18 protein-coding genes are annotated in these 17,927 nt (G+C 66.5%); 14 read left to right on the forward strand and 4 right to left on the reverse strand.

Going from position 1 to position 17,927, the window contains the following annotated elements:
• Positions 1-128: 128 nt before the first annotated feature.
• The 10 genes from ftsH to panC are packed head-to-tail and all read left to right on the forward strand — an operon-like array spanning position 129 to position 9,146.
• Complete coding sequence (gene ftsH, locus AC5RWA_RS04775) at positions 129-2,192, forward strand: ATP-dependent zinc metalloprotease FtsH (RefSeq protein ID WP_079596872.1); 2,064 nt, start codon at positions 129-131, stop codon at positions 2,190-2,192.
• 9 nt (positions 2,193-2,201) lie between these two features.
• A complete protein-coding gene (gene folE, locus AC5RWA_RS04780; protein ID WP_079596871.1) occupies positions 2,202-2,846 on the forward strand; it encodes a GTP cyclohydrolase I FolE in 645 nt (214 codons plus the stop codon).
• Positions 2,847-2,856: 10 nt separating this feature from the next.
• Positions 2,857-3,777 (forward strand): dihydropteroate synthase, encoded by a 921-nt coding sequence (gene folP / locus AC5RWA_RS04785; RefSeq protein WP_494056756.1) that lies wholly within the window; start codon positions 2,857-2,859, stop codon positions 3,775-3,777.
• 13 nt (positions 3,778-3,790) lie between these two features.
• Positions 3,791-4,201, forward strand: coding sequence for a dihydroneopterin aldolase (gene folB, locus AC5RWA_RS04790; protein ID WP_494056757.1), 411 nt, complete (start codon positions 3,791-3,793; stop codon positions 4,199-4,201).
• Positions 4,198-4,743 (forward strand): 2-amino-4-hydroxy-6-hydroxymethyldihydropteridine diphosphokinase, encoded by a 546-nt coding sequence (folK, locus tag AC5RWA_RS04795; RefSeq protein WP_476244615.1) that lies wholly within the window; start codon positions 4,198-4,200, stop codon positions 4,741-4,743. Before folB ends, folK begins: the two co-directional genes overlap by 4 nt.
• The gene (locus tag AC5RWA_RS04800; protein WP_079596867.1) at positions 4,740-5,288 is read left to right on the forward strand and encodes a DUF3180 domain-containing protein; all 549 of its coding nucleotides are present in this window, start codon (positions 4,740-4,742) and stop codon (positions 5,286-5,288) included. Before folK ends, AC5RWA_RS04800 begins: the two co-directional genes overlap by 4 nt.
• A complete protein-coding gene (locus AC5RWA_RS04805) occupies positions 5,269-5,781 on the forward strand; it encodes a PH domain-containing protein (protein ID WP_115524705.1) in 513 nt (170 codons plus the stop codon). The genes AC5RWA_RS04800 and AC5RWA_RS04805 overlap by 20 nt, the downstream gene beginning before the upstream one ends.
• Positions 5,778-7,340: a PH domain-containing protein gene (locus AC5RWA_RS04810; RefSeq protein WP_395928720.1), complete on the forward strand. Its 1,563-nt coding sequence runs from the start codon at positions 5,778-5,780 to the stop codon at positions 7,338-7,340. Before AC5RWA_RS04805 ends, AC5RWA_RS04810 begins: the two co-directional genes overlap by 4 nt.
• Positions 7,333-8,226, forward strand: coding sequence for a Rossmann-like and DUF2520 domain-containing protein (locus tag AC5RWA_RS04815; protein ID WP_079596864.1), 894 nt, complete (start codon positions 7,333-7,335; stop codon positions 8,224-8,226). The genes AC5RWA_RS04810 and AC5RWA_RS04815 overlap by 8 nt, the downstream gene beginning before the upstream one ends.
• A 2-nt stretch (positions 8,227-8,228) precedes the next feature.
• The gene (gene panC, locus AC5RWA_RS04820; protein ID WP_115524704.1) at positions 8,229-9,146 is read left to right on the forward strand and encodes a pantoate--beta-alanine ligase; all 918 of its coding nucleotides are present in this window, start codon (positions 8,229-8,231) and stop codon (positions 9,144-9,146) included.
• Between the two features lie 10 nt (positions 9,147-9,156).
• Here panC and AC5RWA_RS04825 read toward each other — a convergent pair whose 3' ends face one another.
• Positions 9,157-9,423: a hypothetical protein gene (locus AC5RWA_RS04825; RefSeq protein WP_079596862.1), complete on the reverse strand. Its 267-nt coding sequence runs from the start codon at positions 9,421-9,423 to the stop codon at positions 9,157-9,159.
• Between the two features lie 128 nt (positions 9,424-9,551).
• Here AC5RWA_RS04825 and AC5RWA_RS04830 point away from each other — a divergent pair, with 128 nt between their 5' ends.
• Positions 9,552-10,172 carry a TetR/AcrR family transcriptional regulator gene (locus AC5RWA_RS04830; RefSeq protein ID WP_494056758.1) on the forward strand — a complete coding sequence of 207 codons (621 nt, stop codon included), beginning with the start codon at positions 9,552-9,554 and terminating at the stop codon, positions 10,170-10,172.
• A gap of 72 nt (positions 10,173-10,244) precedes the next feature.
• Here the strand turns inward: AC5RWA_RS04830 and AC5RWA_RS04835 are convergent, their stop codons facing one another.
• Positions 10,245-12,122 carry an HNH endonuclease signature motif containing protein gene (locus tag AC5RWA_RS04835; RefSeq protein ID WP_494056759.1) on the reverse strand — a complete coding sequence of 626 codons (1,878 nt, stop codon included), beginning with the start codon at positions 12,120-12,122 and terminating at the stop codon, positions 10,245-10,247.
• A gap of 239 nt (positions 12,123-12,361) precedes the next feature.
• Between AC5RWA_RS04835 and AC5RWA_RS04840 the strand changes: the two genes are divergently transcribed.
• Together AC5RWA_RS04840 and AC5RWA_RS04845 are read left to right on the forward strand one after the other, a co-directional pair.
• Positions 12,362-12,928, forward strand: a complete 567-nt coding sequence (locus tag AC5RWA_RS04840; protein WP_275725840.1) for a type 1 glutamine amidotransferase domain-containing protein — start codon at positions 12,362-12,364, stop codon at positions 12,926-12,928.
• A gap of 128 nt (positions 12,929-13,056) precedes the next feature.
• Complete coding sequence (locus tag AC5RWA_RS04845; protein WP_494056760.1) at positions 13,057-14,532, forward strand: DHA2 family efflux MFS transporter permease subunit; 1,476 nt, start codon at positions 13,057-13,059, stop codon at positions 14,530-14,532.
• A 70-nt stretch (positions 14,533-14,602) separates the two neighbouring features.
• Here the strand turns inward: AC5RWA_RS04845 and AC5RWA_RS04850 are convergent, their stop codons facing one another.
• Both AC5RWA_RS04850 and AC5RWA_RS04855 read right to left on the reverse strand, forming a co-directional pair.
• Positions 14,603-15,439, reverse strand: a complete 837-nt coding sequence (locus tag AC5RWA_RS04850) for an alpha/beta fold hydrolase (RefSeq protein WP_079596857.1) — start codon at positions 15,437-15,439, stop codon at positions 14,603-14,605.
• Positions 15,440-15,510: 71 nt separating this feature from the next.
• Positions 15,511-16,182 carry a TetR/AcrR family transcriptional regulator gene (locus AC5RWA_RS04855; protein ID WP_115525453.1) on the reverse strand — a complete coding sequence of 224 codons (672 nt, stop codon included), beginning with the start codon at positions 16,180-16,182 and terminating at the stop codon, positions 15,511-15,513.
• Positions 16,183-16,408: 226 nt separating this feature from the next.
• Here AC5RWA_RS04855 and AC5RWA_RS04860 point away from each other — a divergent pair, with 226 nt between their 5' ends.
• Complete coding sequence (locus tag AC5RWA_RS04860; protein ID WP_115525452.1) at positions 16,409-17,911, forward strand: amino acid permease; 1,503 nt, start codon at positions 16,409-16,411, stop codon at positions 17,909-17,911.
• The last annotated feature ends 16 nt before the right edge of the window (positions 17,912-17,927 follow it).

Below are 17,927 nucleotides of genomic sequence, written 5' to 3' on the forward strand. Positions count from 1 at the left end.
CTTTTGCTTTCCATCATGCGTGATCTACTCCGGACGGTGTATAGCTAGAAGCTGACGCAGCACCATCACGCGCGCAAACTACTCGCCGTGCAGCACTACCAGAAGGGACGGGGCCAGCCCCCGAACAGATGAAAGCTAAGAACTTTTTCAAGGGCCCGGGCATCTGGATCGTCGTTGTGGTCGGTCTGCTCCTTGTGGCTTTTGCAACGCTGGCTCCCGGCGGTGCGGCACGGATTGACACCGATAAGGGCCTCGAACTGCTCTCGGGCAACCAGGTGGAGCAGGCGAAGATCTTCGATGGTGAAAACCGTGTTGACCTGACGCTGAAGGAAAACCTGAACCTGGAAGGGCAGGACAAGGGCAAGAGCGTCCAGTTCTACTTTGTGGACGCCCGCGCCGAGGACATCGTCAGGGCTGTCACCGCCTCTGACCTCAGCGGCGGCTACACGGACCAGCCCATCGAGAGCAACTGGTTCTCCGGCCTCCTCTCCCTCCTGATTCCCGTCATCCTGCTCGGCGCGCTGTTCTGGTTCCTGATGACCCGGATGCAGGGCGGCGGCTCCAAGATCATGCAGTTCGGCAAGTCCAAGGCCAAGATGGTCAGCAAAGACATGCCGCAGGTGACCTTCGCCGACGTCGCCGGTTCTGACGAAGCAGTGGAGGAACTCCAGGAAATCAAGGAATTCCTGCAGGAACCGGCCAAGTTCCAGGCCGTTGGCGCCAAGATCCCCAAGGGCGTGCTGCTCTACGGCCCGCCAGGCACCGGTAAGACCCTCCTGGCCCGCGCTGTCGCGGGTGAGGCCGGCGTTCCCTTCTTCTCCATCTCCGGTTCCGACTTCGTGGAAATGTTCGTCGGTGTGGGTGCCTCCCGTGTCCGTGACCTCTTTGAGCAGGCCAAGGCGAACTCCCCGGCCATCATCTTCGTGGACGAGATCGACGCCGTCGGCCGCCACCGCGGCGCCGGCATCGGCGGCGGCAACGACGAACGCGAACAGACCCTCAACCAGCTGCTGGTTGAAATGGACGGCTTCGACGTCAAGACCAACGTCATCCTCATCGCCGCCACCAACCGCCCCGACGTGCTGGACCCCGCACTGCTGCGCCCGGGCCGCTTCGACCGCCAGATCGGCGTGGAAGCGCCGGACCTGATCGGCCGCGACCAGATCCTGCAGGTGCACTCCAAGGGCAAGCCGATGGCGCCCGGCGTGGACCTGAAGGCCGTGGCCAAGAAGACGCCCGGATACACCGGCGCCGACCTTGCCAACGTCCTCAACGAGGCCGCGCTGCTCACGGCCCGCTCCAACGCCAACCTCATTGACGACCGCGCCCTGGACGAGGCCATCGACCGCGTGATGGCCGGCCCGCAGAAGCGCAGCCGCGTCATGAAGGAACACGAGCGCAAGATCACCGCCTACCACGAAGGCGGACACGCGCTCGTGGCGGCAGCCCTGCGCAACTCCGCGCCCGTCACCAAGATCACCATCCTTCCCCGCGGCCGTGCCCTGGGCTACACCATGGTGGTTCCGGACAACGACAAGTACTCCGTGACCCGCAACGAACTCCTGGACCAAATGGCCTACGCCATGGGCGGCCGCGTGGCCGAAGAAATCGTGTTCCACGATCCGTCCACCGGCGCTTCCAACGACATCGAAAAGGCCACCGGAACCGCCCGCAAGATGGTCACCGAGTACGGCATGAGCGAGCGGGTGGGCGCTGTCCGGCTCGGCCAGGGCGGCGGCGAGCCGTTCCTTGGCCGCGATGCGGGCCACGAACGCAACTACTCCGACCAGATCGCCTACGTGGTGGACGAGGAAGTGCGCCGCCTCATCGACCAGGCCCATGACGAGGCTTACGCCATCCTCACCGAGAACCGCGAGGTCCTGGACCGGCTGGCGCTCGAACTCCTGGAACGCGAAACCCTGAACCAGGCCGAGATCGCCGACATCTTCCGCGACATCCGCAAGCGCGACTTCCGCGAGGTATGGCTGTCCAAGGAGACCCGCCCCGTCCAGATGGCCGGCCCCGTGGAAAGCCGCCAGGAGAGGGCCGAGCGCGAGGCCCAGGAAGAAGCCAAGCAGGCCCGTTTGGACGAGCCGCTGGACGCCAACCCTCCGCATCCGCAGGGCGTTACGGAAGACGCACCGTTTCAGGGCGGCGTCCCCGAATCGGGGCCGGACACCCTTCGCGGCTAAGCTTTCTCTGTGACTCACTTCGACGACGACGACGTTCCCGCCTCCGCCGGATACCCGGCGGAGGACGGATCCTCCCACTCCAAGCACCAGAAAGTGGACCGGCCCCGGATCGAGGCGGCCGTCCGGGAGATCCTTCTCGCCATCGGTGAAGACCCGGACCGCGGCGGCCTGGTGGACACCCCCAAACGGGTGGCCAAAGCCTACGCCGAGGTTTTTGCCGGGCTGCACCATGACCCCGCGGATGTCCTGTCCACCACGTTCGACCTTGACCATGAGGAACTGGTCCTGGTCAAGGACATCCCCTTCTACTCCACGTGCGAGCACCACCTGGTGCCGTTCCACGGCATGGCCCACGTCGGCTACATCCCCTCGCATGAGGGCAAGGTCACCGGACTGAGCAAGCTGGCCCGGCTTGTGGACATCTATGCCCGCCGCCCGCAGGTGCAGGAGCGGCTCACCACTGAGATCGTTGAGGCGCTGGTCCGCTACCTCAAGCCGCGGGGCGCCATCGTCGTTGTTGAATGCGAACACATGTGCATGTCAATGCGCGGTATCCGCAAGCCCGGAGCGAAGACCGTCACCAGTGCGGTCCGCGGGCAGCTTCATGACCCGGCCACCCGCGCCGAAGCCATGAGCCTCATCCTCGGAAGGTAACAAACAGACCATGGACTCACTCGCTGCAGCCCCGGGAACCGGGCCCGCAACTTCGCCGCTGCCCATCCTGCGCAAACCGCGGCCGGCCGCCCGTTTCGAAGACCTGCCCACCGACCGCACCCTGGTCATGGGAATCCTGAACGTCACCCCTGATTCCTTCAGCGACGGCGGCAAGCACGCCACGTCCGACACCGCCATCGCCGCCGGCCTGCGCATGTTCTACGCCGGTGCGGACATCATCGACGTCGGGGGAGAGTCCACCCGGCCCGGCGCCGAAGACGTCAGCCCCGAAGAAGAACAGCGCCGCGTCATCCCCGTTATTGAGGCGCTGGTCAAGGCCGGTGCGCTGGTCAGCATCGACACCACCCATGCCGCCACCGCCGCGGCCGCTGTGGAAGCCGGGGCCGCCATCATCAACGACATCTCCGGCCTCAGCATCGAACCGGAAATGGCAGAGCTTGTGGCTGCGTCCAAGGTTCCGTACATCCTGACCCACCGCCGCGGCGACGCCCGCACCATGAATTCCCTTGCCGAGTACACGGACGTGGCAGGGGACGTAGTGGCTGAACTCGCCGGCGTGCGGGACAAGCTCTATGCCGCCGGCGTCAGCCACGACCAGATCATCATCGATCCGGGCCTGGGCTTCGCGAAGAACGATGCCCAGAACTGGGAACTCCTGCAGAACCTGGACCAGCTGCACAGCCTGGGACATAAGGTCCTGGTGGGTGCGTCCCGCAAGCGGTTCCTTGGAACCCTGCTCACCGTGGCCGGCAAGTCCGCGTCCCCGGAGGAGCGCGACGGCGCCACCGCCGCGATCACCGCCATCAGCGCCTACCGCGGCGCCTGGGCGGTCCGCGTGCACGACGTCGGGTCCAGCCTGGACGCCGTCAAGGTTGCCGCCCGCATGGCCGCAGTACCCAAAACTCAGTAGGGCCGGGGGACCCATGGACAAAATTACGCTGACCGGTGTGACCGCCGTCGGCCATCACGGAGTGTTTGATTTTGAACGCCGCGAGGGCCAGCCTTTTGTTGTGGACGCAGTGCTTTACCTGGATTTCGCCGCGGCGGCGGAGTCCGATGACGTCCGCGACACCGCGCACTACGGCGAGGTGGCCCAGCGTATTACCGAATGGGTCTCTGGCGAGCCGCTGAACCTGATCGAAGCCCTGGCCGTCCGGATCGCGGACAGCCTGCTGGCCGAATTCCGGCTCCACGCCGTGGAGATCACCGTGCACAAACCGCAGGCGCCCATCGAGGTTCCCTTCGGCGACGTGGCCGTCACCGTCCACCGCGGGAATCCGGTCAGCGGGAATTCCGTCCGCCAGGAGTCAACCTTCAATGGGGGGACACCGTGAATGCCGGTTATGCCAAGGTAGTGCTGGCTCTTGGCAGCAACCTGGGGGAACGGAACGACACCCTCTCCGAGGCGGTCGCAGATCTTGTCGACCCGCCGGAGGTGCGCCTCCTGGCGGTGTCCCCGGTGGTCCAGACCAAGGCGGTGGGCGGCCCGGCAGGCCAGCCCGACTTCCTGAACATGGTCATCACCGTGGAAACCAGCCTGGCTCCGCTGGAACTGCTGGCACATTGCCAGGCGGTGGAGAACAAGCACCACCGTGTCCGCGAGGTGCACTGGGGGCCGCGGACGCTCGACGTCGACGTCATCACCTACGGCGACCTCCGCAGCGACGACCCCGTGCTGACCCTGCCTCATCCGCGCGCCGCCGAACGCGCCTTTGTGCTGTACCCGTGGTCGCTGATCGAACCCGCGGCAACCCTGAACGGTGAACGCATCAGCGCGCTGGCCGCCCGGGCGGCGGACTACGGCGATCTTGCTCCGTTCGATGGCTTCGGCGACTTCGACGGCATGCCCACTGCCGGGGCGGTGGAAGAACGATGAAGCCCATCAACCCGCTGCGCCTCATGCTGATCGGCATCATTTTGGCAGTCGCGGGCTGGGCGGCCACCGTGGTGACCAGCCGGTACAGCATGGCCACTCCCGTGCTGCCCGCTACGGCGCTGGCCACGATGGGCGTGATCGTCGCCATCACCCTGATCCTGGGCATCCGGGTCCTGAGGTGGCGCAACAGCATCACGAACGCGAACGCCAAAAAGAAGACGGTGCTCGATCCGCTGCTGGCGGCCCGCACCCTGGTCCTGGCCCAGGCGTGCGCCTACGCCGGAACCGTGCTGCTGGGCTGGCACGTGGGCATCTTCCTGGACCAGCTGCGGATCTGGAGCCTGCGCAGCGACCAGGGCATCACCTGGCTGGCCCTGGCCATGGCCGGCGGGGGACTGGTGATGATCGTGGTTGGCCTCCTGGTGGAGCGCTTCTGCAAGATTCCCCCGGAGGACGGCGACACCAAGGGTGTTGACGGCAAGCCCGGGCGCCAGGTCCGTGGCGAAGCCGCGGGGGAAGGCGAATATGCATACCGAGGCGATTGATCCGCCGGGCATCGCCTGGCAGCGCGTCTCGCCCAAGTACATCACCGTCCGGCTGGTGGAGTGGGCCGTGGGCAACCTCGTCGCGGTACTGCTGCTCTCCCTGCCATTGCTCTTTGTCCTCCTTGGCGTATGGCGCTGGCCGCCGCTGTGGCTGGCCGTCGCCCTTCCGGCGGGGATGCTGGTGCTGGCTCTCTGGCGCCTCGTGCTGATCCCGCGCCAGGTCCGGGCCATCGGCTATGCCGAGCGCGACGACGACCTCCTGGTCAGGACCGGGATCTTCTTCCAGCGCACCATGGCCGTTCCCTACGGCAGGATGCAGTACGTGGACATCGGTGTGGGCCCGGTGGAACGGGGGCTGGGTTTGTGCACGCTCAAGCTGCACACTGCCGCGCCGGGCACCAATGCCAAGATCCCGGGCCTGCCCGCCGCCGAAGGCGCGCGGCTCCGCGAACAGCTGGCGGCGCGCGGCGAAGCCAGGCTGGCAGGACTGTGACCGCTGACGGGCAGGTCCCCGGTACGGGGGCGCCGGGCAGTTCGCCGCTGCCCGCCGGATCGGCTGCCGCAGACGGTGCCGGGCCCGACGACGGGTGGCTGCGTGTGCACCCGGCGTCGCCTTTTGTCCGCGGCTGGGTAGCGCTGGCCGCCATCGGCTTTTTCTTTGGCCGCGATATTTTCGAGCGGATGCTGCAGGGGCGGCCGGTGTTCACGGACGAGCTGGCAGGCCGGGCGCCGTGGCTGCTGGCGGGCGGTGCGGCCATGCTGCTGATCGCCGTCCTGGGCTTCGTCCTGACCTGGTACTTCACCAAGTACCAGGTGTCCGGCGGCTACGTCCGGGTCAACACCGGCTTCCTCTTCCGCCAGCAACGGCAGGCGCGGCTGGACCGGGTCCAGGCCATCGACATCGTCCAGCCCCTGCTCGCGCGCATCTTCGGCCTGGCCGAACTCAAGTTCGAGGTTGCTGACGCCGGGGAGTCGGCCGTGCGGCTGGCCTACCTGAAGATGGACGACGCCCGGCAGCTCCGCGCCACCATCCTGGCCCGGGCCGCCGGGGTGAGCACCGGCGTCGAGGGCCCTGGCGAGGCCGCGCCCGAGGCGCCGGAATACCCGGTCCTGTCGGTGCCGCCGTCGCGCCTTGTCGGTTCGCTGCTGCTGAGCGAACAAAGCTTTTTCGTGGCGGTGGGCGGTGTGGCCTCCGTGGTTCTTTCCGCCGTCACGGACAACCAGAGCTTCTACTTTTACCTGATTCCGGCCGCGCTGGGCCTCGCGGCCAGCTACTGGACCCTCTTCAACAAGGGCTACAACTTCACGGCAGCCATTTCGCCGGACGGCATCAGGCTGCGGTACGGGCTGCTGGACACGCAGGCGCAGACGCTGCCGCCCGGCCGGATCCAGGCACTCAAGATTGCCCAGCCGCCCCTGTGGCGTCCGTTCGGCTGGTACAGGATGCAGGTCAACGTCGCCGGTTACGGCCTGGTGGAAAACGCCGGAGAGGGCACCTCCCGCACCACCCTGCTGCCCGTCGGCAAGCTCGAGGACGCCATGAACATGCTCGCCCTGGTGCTGCCGGATCCAGGCACTGCCCAGCCTGCCAACGTTTTTGGTGCCGGGCTCACCGGCCTGGATTCCGACGGCGGATTCGTCACCACGCCGCGCCGGGCCCGGATACTTGCCCCGCTGGGATGGCGCCGGAACGGGTTTGCCGCGACGGACACCGCCCTGCTCATCCGCTCCGGCCGCTGGTGGCGGGAGCTCGTGGTGGTTCCGCACCAGCGAACCCAATCCATGGCACTGCACCAAGGGCCGCTGGCACGGCGGTTCAGGGTTGCCGACCTGGTGCTTCACACCACCGCCGGCCCTGTCGCGCCGCGGCTGACCCAGGCCGGCGTGGACGAGGCGCGGGCCCTCTTCAACGAACAGTCGGCACGCGCCCGGCTGGCCAGGAAACGGCAAACAACGGAACAGTGGCTGCGGCAGGTGGCGGTCCCGGTGGTTGAGCCTGTCGAAACCCGGGCGCCGCAAGCCCCAACCCAGGAAGGCCCGCAGCATGGCTAAACCCGGACGCCTCGGCGTCGGAATCATTGGCGCCGGGAAAGTGGGCGCGGTCCTCGGCGCCGCCCTGCGCGCGGCGGAACACGCCGTCGTCGGTGTCTCAGCGGTGTCCGACGCGAGCCGTGAACGGGCCGAAACGCTGCTCCCCGGCGTCCCCATCCTTGAGGTGCAGGACATTGTGGAGCGGGCGGAACTGGTGCTGCTCGCGGTGCCGGACGACGCCCTGCCGGACCTGGTGGAGGGTCTGGCCAAGCTCGGCGCCTGGCAGCCAGGCCAGCTGGTGGCCCACACCTCGGGCAGGTTCGGGGTGGGTGTCCTGCATCCGGTGCGGGCTGCAGGCGCTGTCCCGTTGGCGCTGCACCCGGCCATGACGTTCACCGGGATGAGCCTTGACCTGACGCGCCTGCTGGATTGCACCTTCGGTGTCACGGCCGACGCCGCCATGCTTCCCATCGCGCAGGCGCTGGTGGTGGAGATGGGCGCGGAGCCCGTGGCCATCGCCGAAGCGGATAGGACGCTGTACCACGCGGCCCTGGCGCACGGGTCCAACCACCTGGTCACCCTGGTGGCGCAAGCCTCGCAACTGTTGGCTGAGGTGGGCGTTGACCTGCCCGGGCGCATGCTGGGTCCGCTGCTGCGCGCAACCTTGGAGAACGCTCTGGCCTCCGGGGAATCCGCCCTCACTGGCCCTGTGGCGCGCGGCGATGTGGGAACAGTGCAGGCGCATGCGGAGGCGTTGCGGGAGTTCGACGGCGGCGGGCAAGGTGACGTGTTGGCGGCCTACCTCGCGATGGCACGCGCCACAGCCCTGCGCGCCGAAGGGCGCGGCCTGCTGAAAGCTGACCAGCTGGAGGGGCTGCGCAAGGCCCTCGAACCGAGGGAGGACTGACCATGCCCATCAAACTCGTCACGACGGTTGCCGATCTGCACGCCGAAAGCGCACGCCTGCTGACTTCCAGGCAGGGTGCTTCCCAGGGCCTGGTGCCCACCATGGGTGCACTCCACGAAGGCCATGCCGCATTGGCGCGCACCGCCGTCGAACAGAACGACGTGGTGGTGGCCAGCATCTTCGTCAACCCCCTGCAGTTCGGCGACGCCGTGGACCTCGACCGGTACCCGCGCACGCTGGAGGCAGACCTGGCGCTGCTGGAAGCCGAGGGCGTGGACCTTGCGTTCGCGCCGTCGGTGGAGGAGGTGTACCCAGGGGGTGAGCCGCTGGTGCGCGTAACGTCCGGCCGGCTGGGGGAGAAGTGGGAGGGCGCTTCCCGTCCCGGGCACTTTGACGGTGCCCTGACGGTGGTGGCCAAACTGCTGCATTACGGCATGCCCGCCGCGGGGCTGGCCGGGGGTGATTCGGATGGTTCAGGCCTTCCCGCCTACCGTGCGTACTTTGGCCAGAAGGATGCCCAGCAGCTGGCGCTGGTGCGGCGCATGGTGGCGGACCTGAATTTTCCGGTGGAGATCGTGGGGATTGCCACGGTCCGTTCAGCGGAGGGCCTGGCCCTGTCCAGCCGCAACCGCTTCCTGTCGGACGAAGAGCGGGAGGCCGCGCTGGTGCTGTCCCGGGCCCTCCGGCTGCTTGGGGAGCGGGCTGCCGCACGGGAGCCGCTGGATCTTGAGTCAGCCGTCCGTTTGGTGGAGTCCCAGCCCCTGGTGGCGCTGGACTACTTCGACGTGGTGGATCCGGCCACGCTCGAGCCGCTGGCCGAAAACTGCCGCGAAACGCCGTTCCGGGGCGAGGGGCTGGCGCTTATCGCCGCCAAGGTGGGGCCGGTGCGGCTGATCGACAACGCGCCGCTGAGTTCATGACCGGCCTTTGTTATAGTCCCGGGACGTCCCGGTTGGTCATCAGCTGTTCCAGGAGCGCCCGTTCGGGCCGGCCCGGGTTTTTGGCGACGCAGCGGCGGAGCCTCGCACGGGAGAGCTCTTCGGCGGGTTCGTTGCTGCGGAGGATTTCGTCGATGATTTCCTGGGCTTGCCAGCGGAGGGACTGGATGGCGAACTCGCGGATTTCGGCAGGCGTATCACCGGCCATCCAGGGGTCGGGGTCCGAAGGTACGCTTTGGAACAACCGCTCTGCTGACATCGGGGCCTCCTTGCACCAATCCGAAGCGGCCGGTTTATGGCCTCCACGGTGTCCTAAGCACTGCGCATAGGAAAAACATTACAGCGGGAAAGACCGGTCTGTCTTCCCCGCGATAGACTGAAAGTGCGATGAATCCTGAGTCAGAGTTTTCAGCGTCCTCCGTGTCTCCTCCGGCGGTGGCGGCAATGACTCCTGCCGGTTCTGCGGAACGCATCATGGCGGTCGCATACGAGCTTTTTTCGCGGCGCGGTGTTCGCGACGTCGGCGTCAACGAACTGATCGAACGGTCCGGAGTGGCCAAGGCAACCTTTTACCGGCACTTCCCCTCGAAGGACTCATTGGTTCTGGCATTCCTTGAGCAGCGTGACAAGCAGTGGACCGTCAATGCGATTGTTTCGGAGGCCCGGCGCCGCGGAAACACCCCTGCTGAACAGTTGCTGGCCATCTTCGACGTCTTTGGTGATTGGTTCCTCCGGGAGGACTTCGAAGCCTGTTCCTTCATCAACATCCTGCTGGAGATGGGGCCCGCCCACCCGCTGGGGCAGGCGAGCATTGATTACCTGGCCAAAATCAGGGGACATGTGCAGGTCCTGGCGGAAGAAGCAGGACTGGTGCGCCCCGAGGAGTTCGCCCGTTCATGGCACATCCTCATGAAGGGGTCCATCATCTCCGCTACTGAAGGCGACATGCAGGCCAACAGGCGTGCGCAGCAGATGGCTGGCTGGCTGATCGAGCACCACCGGCCGTAGTTCCTGACTCACTGTCCACGTCCTCCCGCGCTGGACATGTCCTCAGCCGTCGTTGAGTGTCCTCGGGCGTGGTCAGGTCTGGAGCAGGGCCCACCCGCTCAGTGCCCAGTCCTTGTCCGGGTCCTGCGGGAGGACGAACGGCATGGCATAAAAGTCGTTCCACACGGGCTCATCCCATATGGGGGAGTCGGGCGGGATGTCGTCAAGGTCGATGAGGTTTTCGCCTGCGGGTTCTTCGCAGGGTGGCTCGAAGTAGGGCGGGGCCGAATCCAGCCATTCCTGTGGTGGCCACCCGTCGGCGGTTGAGGGGTCCGGCTCGCCTGCTTCTTGGGGATGCCGCAGGGCACTCCGCGACTGATCCTGCAGCTTGTCGGGCCTGATGGGTGGTTCCCAGTCAGGTTGTTCGCTTTGATATTTGCGGCCGGTGGGTGAGGTCCAGCCGGGCGGCTCGTTTTTGGTGGCCGGTGTGGGGGTCCAGGCGCTGTTGTGCTTGAGCCGGTGGTGCTTGGGGCAGAGCTGTGCCAGGTTGCTGATTCCGGTGGTTCCGCCGTGCTGCCATGCTGTGAGGTGGTCTGCTTCGTTGTCCAGGGTGTGGTTGTTGCAGCCGGGGAAGGTGCATCTGCCATCTCTGAGGCGGAGTGCCTGTTTCATGGCTTTCGTGAGCCGGTAGCTGGTGCGGCCGATCTCCAGAGGCGTTCCGTCCCGCGGGTCCACCAGGACCCGGAAGAAGGAGGTTGCCCCGTCCGCGACCAGTTCCCGTGCCATCGAGGCCGGGATGGGCCCGTGGCCATCGAGCATGGCCGGTTCATCGGTGAGGCCGAGTAGGGCGAACACCGGGACGGTGATCAGCACGTCCGTCCGAGGGGCCGGTACTTTTCCGGCGAGGGGGCCAGCGGGTGCTGTGGTGTCTGGATTGCCGCTCGCGAAGATGTGCCCGTTGGTTGGGTAGTGGCCGGTGTCTGGGATGCCCAGGTCCGCGGTTGTTTCCTCCGAACCGACGAGCGTGGCGAGCCCGATGAAGGCCTCGGGGAGCTGTTCATCAATGCCAGCCTGGTCCTGGCTGCGGGTGTGGGGTTGGCCGCTGCCTGCTGTGTCCGCGCCAGCCAAGGTGGTGCGTGTGAGGAGGCGGTGGGCCAGGACGTCGGCGCGTCGTTGGGGCAGGGTGCGGGTTTCGTGGGGTCCCTGGAGGCCGCGTGCCATGGCGGTGGTGCTGTTCCAGATCGCTGACGCGGAGTCGGCGGGCAGGTACGCGGAGATCCATGCCATCCCGTTGCGGTCCGGGCAGTGCTCCACCCGCCGGTCGGCGACGCTCTTGGCGTGCCGCTTCTCGAGGGATTCGGGGTGGTGCCGCTCCCGCCAGGTGCGCACCTTGTGCCGGAACCGCGACGGCACCAGTTCCCCGGGCGCGGCCCCGCGCGCCCGATGAGGCGTATCCGAATCGAAGAAATGCGCCACCAGCGCGGCGGCAGCGGCCGGGTCCAGGTCCGCGGTCTCGTCGGCGATGATCCGCGCGTGCAGCCAGGACACGTTCCCGGCAGCCAGCGCATTCATGGCCGGCGGCAGCGCGCACAACTGCCGGGACTGGCGGACGAACGCCCCGGCGGCCCCCGAACCGATGGTCAGGACAGCGGCGATCTCCTCCACGACGGACATCTCAGCAAAAACCCGGTCCTGCAGGGAAGCAGTGGGCGGGGTCATGGCCTCCTGCAGTTCGAGGGCCTCGGCGGCATCCCGGGCCTTGATCGCTGCGACCTGCGCCTCCAGCCGGGAAATGAGGCCCATCCGTTTCAGCCGGATCTCGTACTGCCGTTCCAGCACATCAACCCCGGCGCTCCCGTCAACGACGGTGGCCGCCTTCATACCTTCTTCTTCAAGGAACAGCGCGTTGACGGCAGCCATAGTGGCAAAAACACCCTCCAATGGTGCTGCTATCACTGTGCTGTTTCCCATATCTAAATCATCGTGGGAGGGTACGACATTCTTTGGTACGTTGCCCAGTCAGGGCGAGATGGCGCGTCAAGCCAGCCTGCCGCCGTCGTAACCCTTAAAGCCCGCCCGCACTCCAATAGTCAGCTTGCTTATTACTTTCACCTTTCCTAGGCTGGAAACCGTCAGGCAAACAACTCTCGAAGCGGTAGTCCGCGCCCTGAAGCAGACGCGCTGCACGCCGCTTCACACGAGGAGGAAAAATGTCAGAACACAGCATCACAGGCAAGAAGGTCGCATTCCTGCTGACGGACGGCGTGGAGCAGGTTGAGCTGACCAGCCCCTGGCAGGCGGTAAAGGAAGCCGGCGGCGTGCCCACGCTCGTGGCCCCCAAGGCCGGCAAGCTGCAGGGCTACAACGGCACGGAAAAGGGCGACACCTTCGACGTCGACCTCACCGTCGCAGAAGCCAACGCCTCCGACTACGACGCGCTGGTCCTGCCCGGCGGCGTCGTCAACGCGGACCACCTCCGCGTGGACAAAGACGCGCAGGGCTTCACGCGAAGCTTCTTCGAACAGCACAAACCGGTCGCCTCGATCTGCCACGGACCGTGGCTGCTCATCGACGCCGGCGTGGTGCGGGGCCGCAATGTCACGTCCTACCACACGCTCGAAACGGACCTCAGGAACGCCGGCGCCAACTGGACGGACCAGGAAGTAGTGGTTGACCAGGGTCTGGTCACCAGCCGGAACCCGGACGATCTTCCCGCGTTCAACAGCAAGCTGGTGGAGGAAATCTCCGAAGGCGAGCACGCAGGCCAGACCGCCTGACACCTGTTGTTCCCTCAGGGTTTGAAAAAAGATCCCGCGCGGAGGAATTACTCCAGCCGGTAGAGTGTTGCCATCTGCAGCGGCCATGTTCGCGCACCACACTCATTACTCTCCCTGAGGGAACACTCATGTCTACCGAAGTCTCTCCGCCCGCCAACGGCCAGTCCGTCAACACCGAAGGAATCAAGCCCGCCGCGCCGGAGAAGATGTCCCGCGAGTCCGTCACCATCATCACCACCCTGTTGGTGGCGACGTTTGTGGTGATCCTCAACGAGACCATCATGAACGTCGCCCTCCAGCGGCTCATGGTGGACCTCCAGGTGGACGCACCCACGGTCCAGTGGCTTTCCACCGGCTTCATGCTGACCATGGCAGTGGTCATTCCCACCACCGGCTTCATCCTCCAGAGCCTGTCCACCCGTGCCGTCTTCATGCTGGCCATGGGGCTCTTCGCCGGCGGCACCGCACTGGCCGCCGTGGCTCCCGGATTCGAGATCCTGCTGCTGGCCCGCATCATCCAGGCGGGCGGCACCGCCATCATGCTGCCGCTGTTGATGACCACCATCCTCACGCTGGTCCCGATCGCCAAGCGCGGGGCCGTGATGGGCAACGTCAGCATCGCCATCTCGGTGGCCCCGGCCATGGGACCCACCGTTTCAGGCCTGATCCTGGAGCACTTCACCTGGCGGTTCATGTTCGTGTTCGTCCTGCCCGTCGCCCTCGCGGCGCTGGCCATCGGCGCGAAGTACCTCACCAACGTGGGCGAAGCGGAGAAGACCAAACTCGACTTCGCGTCCGTACTCCTCACCGTCCCCGCGTTCGGTGGCCTGGTCTACGGCCTGAGCCAGATCGGCGGCGGCCACGGCGGCCAAGCGGGTCCGGGCACCACCGCGATTGCTGCCCTGGTCATCGGCGTGGCCAGCCTCGCCGTGTTCGTCCTCCGCCAGCTCAGGCTGCAGAAGGCCAGCGCCCCGCTGCTGGACCTCCGCGCGTTCAACTTCCGCATGTTCACCGTCTCGGTCCTGCTGATGGTGGTGGCCATGATGGCCCTGTTCGGCGGCGTGATCCTGCTGCCTCTCTACCTCCAGGAAGTCCGCGGCCTTGGCTCCCTCGAAACCGGGCTGGCACTGCTCCCCGGCGGACTGGCCATGGGCCTCCTGGGCCCGGTCATCGGCCGGCTCTTCGACAAGGTTGGCCCGCTGCCCCTCACCGTCACCGGATCCATCCTGATGGTCGTGACCCTTTGGCAGTTTTCAATGCTCGACGCCGGCACGGAAGTCTGGTGGATCGTCACCTTGCACGTGGGGCTGAGTTTCGGCCTGGCGCTGCTATTCACGCCGGCGTTTACCACCGGCCTGAACCCGCTGCCGCCGCACCTGTACTCGCACGGTTCAGCGATCATGAGCACCACGCAGCAGGTTGCCGGTGCCGCCGGCACGGCGCTGCTGGTGTCCATCTTCGCCGTGGTGTCCGCGACGTCGGGACTCGTCGCCGGGATGAGCGCCGCCTTCATGACGGCAACAGTCATCGCCTTCGCCGCCGTCGTCCTTTCCGCGATGATGCGCAAAACCGAAGGTGCCGGCGCGGGCCACGGCAGGCACTAGATCCCAACTGGGTAGCACTAACTGTCGTTTTGAGCCCTCAAAACGACAGTTAGTGCTACTTACATGGGGGTCAGCCGGCGTAGAAGTCGCTGAGTTCCTTGATCAGGACGTCCGGGGCCTTGATGGCGCCGTCGTGCCCGAAGCCGGGGAGGATGGTGTAGCTGGAGCCGGAGAGGACGTCGTGGATCTGCCCGCAGGCCACACCGAAGTAGGCCGGGCTCTTTTCGCCCACCACGATCAGCGTTTCGAGCGGAAGCGCCAGGAACGGCTCGGCCGGCATGTCCGCGGCGATGATCGCCTTGATCTCCCGGACGCCGGTCCGCATCAGCTCCCTCTGCTGCTTGCCCTCTGACGTGCCGGCGGTCAGCTTGTTGGCGAGGGTCAGCATGGACAGCGGCATCCGGGACGAGAACGGTCCACCTTCCTCGAGCCCGCGCTGGATCACGGCGAGGGCCCGGTCGTCATCGCCAGCGGCAGCCGCGGCCTCATATTCGGCGATCCACTCCGCCTTTACGCTGTGGTTCACGGATACCGCGGGATCGTACACGGCCAGCCGCTCAACCGGCAGCGTCCGAGCCGCGTGCAGTGCCACCGCGCCGCCGAAGCTATGGCCGAACACGTCCGTGCTGGACGTGTGTTTCATGACCGTGTCCAAATCGCGGATATCCACATCCAGCGTGTAGTCCTCCGGCTGGGGGGACGACGATCCGCGGCCGCGGCGGTTGAACGTGTGGACGGGCCGGCCCAGGGCGGCGCTCAGCTTTTGCGCGAACTTGGTGTAATCCGCTGCCGTCACCATGGATGGCGGGACAATCACCACGCCGGAGCCGGCGGAAGCCATATCCGTGCCGGTGGAGAAGAGCTCCAGAGTGCCGCCGTCGGGGGTCCTGATGTTCTCACGCGTCATGTTCCGAGCCTAGCTGAGCAACCTGAGCGCGGGCACCATGGACACTGCCGGCTGAAGGATCCGGAGGGGATCTAGGCGAGGCGCGAGATGAGCGCGGCGCTTTCCGCCCTGATGGCGGGCAGTTCTCCGGCCAGCCCGCAGAGGATCAGTCCCGCATCCGCGGCCTCCAGTGGAGATTCCGGGGTGGCCATGCCATCCGCGCGGAGGCTGATCAAGGATTCGACCAGGCGGAACGTGAAATCGCCGCCGCTGGCTTCCGGATGCCCGTCGCCGCCCGAGGGGGACAGGCTGGCGCCGAATTGCCCGTACAGGCCGCGCAGCTCCTGCCGGTCCGCGAGGAACCGGGCAAAGCGTGCGGTGCGGACTTCGGGCAGGTGGTAGAGGATTCCGAGGTTCCAGCGGGCGCTGCAGAGCTGGGTGCCGTCGTAAAGCGCGACGGCGTGAAGCCGGCTTCCGGCGGCAGCTTCACCTGTGGTGTCGGCTGCGACGGCCCGCGCGAACTTCAATCCGCCGCTCACGGTTCCCTCCAGCAGGTCCTCGAGGATGTCGTCCTTCGTCTTGAAGTGGTGATAGAGCGAGGACTGCCGGATTCCCACGGCGTCCGCGATGGATCGGGTGGAGGTGCTGGCGAAACCGTGGGTGGTGAAAAGTTCGGCGGCCGCATCGAGGATTTCGTCGCGGGCGGTGGCCCCCGGGCGGGAGGGCTGTTGGTGGCGAGGGCGTCCCGGTCCGGCTGAAGTCACCGCATCATTCTTGCATTCCCGTCCGGCCCGAAAACCGCGGAACGGCAATGTGAGGGGACGGAAATGAACCCGTAACAAGATGTCTATGTGCCTTTTACAGAGGTGAAACTGTTTGGGGACATGGCGCTGGAAAACTATCAATTGACCGGTAATCAGCAGCCTTCGGCCGAGCGCTGCGCTGCCGGGAGGTTTTATCCCCCCTGCCATTCCAGCCCCGGAGATTCCGATGACATCAACCGTTCTCCCCACCGTCCACCAGGACGATGCGGACCTGACGTCCCTTGGCTATGAGCCCACCCTTCACCGAAAGCTCGGCCGCTACGCTTCCTTTGCCGCCGGCTTCTCCTTCGTTTCGATCCTGACCACCATCTTCCAGCTTTTCGCGTTCGGCTACTCGTTCGCTGGGCCTGCGTTCTTTTGGACCTGGCCGGTTGTCCTGGTGGGCCAGCTCCTGGTGGCCCTGAACTTCGCCGAACTGGCCGCCCGCTACCCCTTGTCCGGCGCCGTGTACCAGTGGGCTCGGCGCGTGGGCGGTGAAAGTGTCGGCTGGTTCGCGGGCTGGTTCATGGCCATCGCCCAAGTGGTCACTGCCGCGGCCGCCGCCATCGCCCTGCAGGTGGTGCTGCCCCAGCTCTGGGACGGCTTCCAGATTGTGGGCGGCGATCCCGCCCTCAACACGGTCAGCGGTGCCGCCAACGCGGTGGTCCTCGGGGCCGTGCTCCTGGTGGCCACCACCATCATCAACTCGCTGGGCGTCAAGCTCATGGCGCACGTGAACTCCGTCGGTGTCACGTGCGAGATCGTCGGCGTCGTGGCCGTGATCCTCGCCCTGATCAGCGCTGCCCAGCGCGGTCCGGATGTCGTCGCGGACACCACGGTGCTGCAAAACTCAGAGCTCGGCGCAGTGGGAGCCTTCCTGGTTTCCGGTCTGATGGCCGCCTACGTCATGGTGGGCTTCAACTCCGCCGGCGAACTGTCCGAAGAGACCAAGGACCCGCGGCGCACCGCACCCCGCACCATCCTCTCCGCGCTGCTGATCTCCGGCATCGGCGGCGCACTGATGATCATCACGGCCCTGATGGCTGCACCCAGCCTCGACGACGGCCGGCTCGCCACCGAAGGTCTTCCCTACGTCCTCACCGCCGTGCTGGGCACGTTCTGGGGCAAGGTCCTGCTGGTGGACGTGGCCATCGCCATCTTCGTCTGCACCCTGGCGATCCAGACCGCCGGTTCCCGCCTCGTGTTCTCGATGGCAAGGGACGGGAAACTCCCCGCCTCCGCGCTGCTCTCCTCCGTCCACCCCACCCGGGGCACGCCCATGTGGCCATCCATCGTCATCGGCGCACTGGCCGTGGGTGTGCTGGCCATCAACGTTGGCAACGCCGCCCTGTTCACCACCTTGTGCAGCGTGTGCATCGTGATGGTCTACCTTGCCTACCTCCTGGTCACCGTGCCGCAGCTGGTGAACCGCCTCCGCGGCGACTGGAACCGGGTGGGGCAGACCATGCCCGCGGGCCTCTTCTCGCTCGGCCGCTGGGGGCTGCCCGTCAACATCCTCGCCGTCCTCTACGGCGCCGTGATGGTGGTCAACCTTGCCTGGCCCCGGCCCGAGGTCTACGACCCCTCCGGCGAGAACGGGATCCTCCTCTACTCGGCGCCGCTGATGGTGACGGCGGTCCTGCTCCTGGGCCTCTGGGTCCGCCGCCGGAACCTGGCAGCCAGCGCATAACAACCGCCAAGCAACC

This window comes from Arthrobacter sp. 210 2 (genome assembly GCF_059093025.1).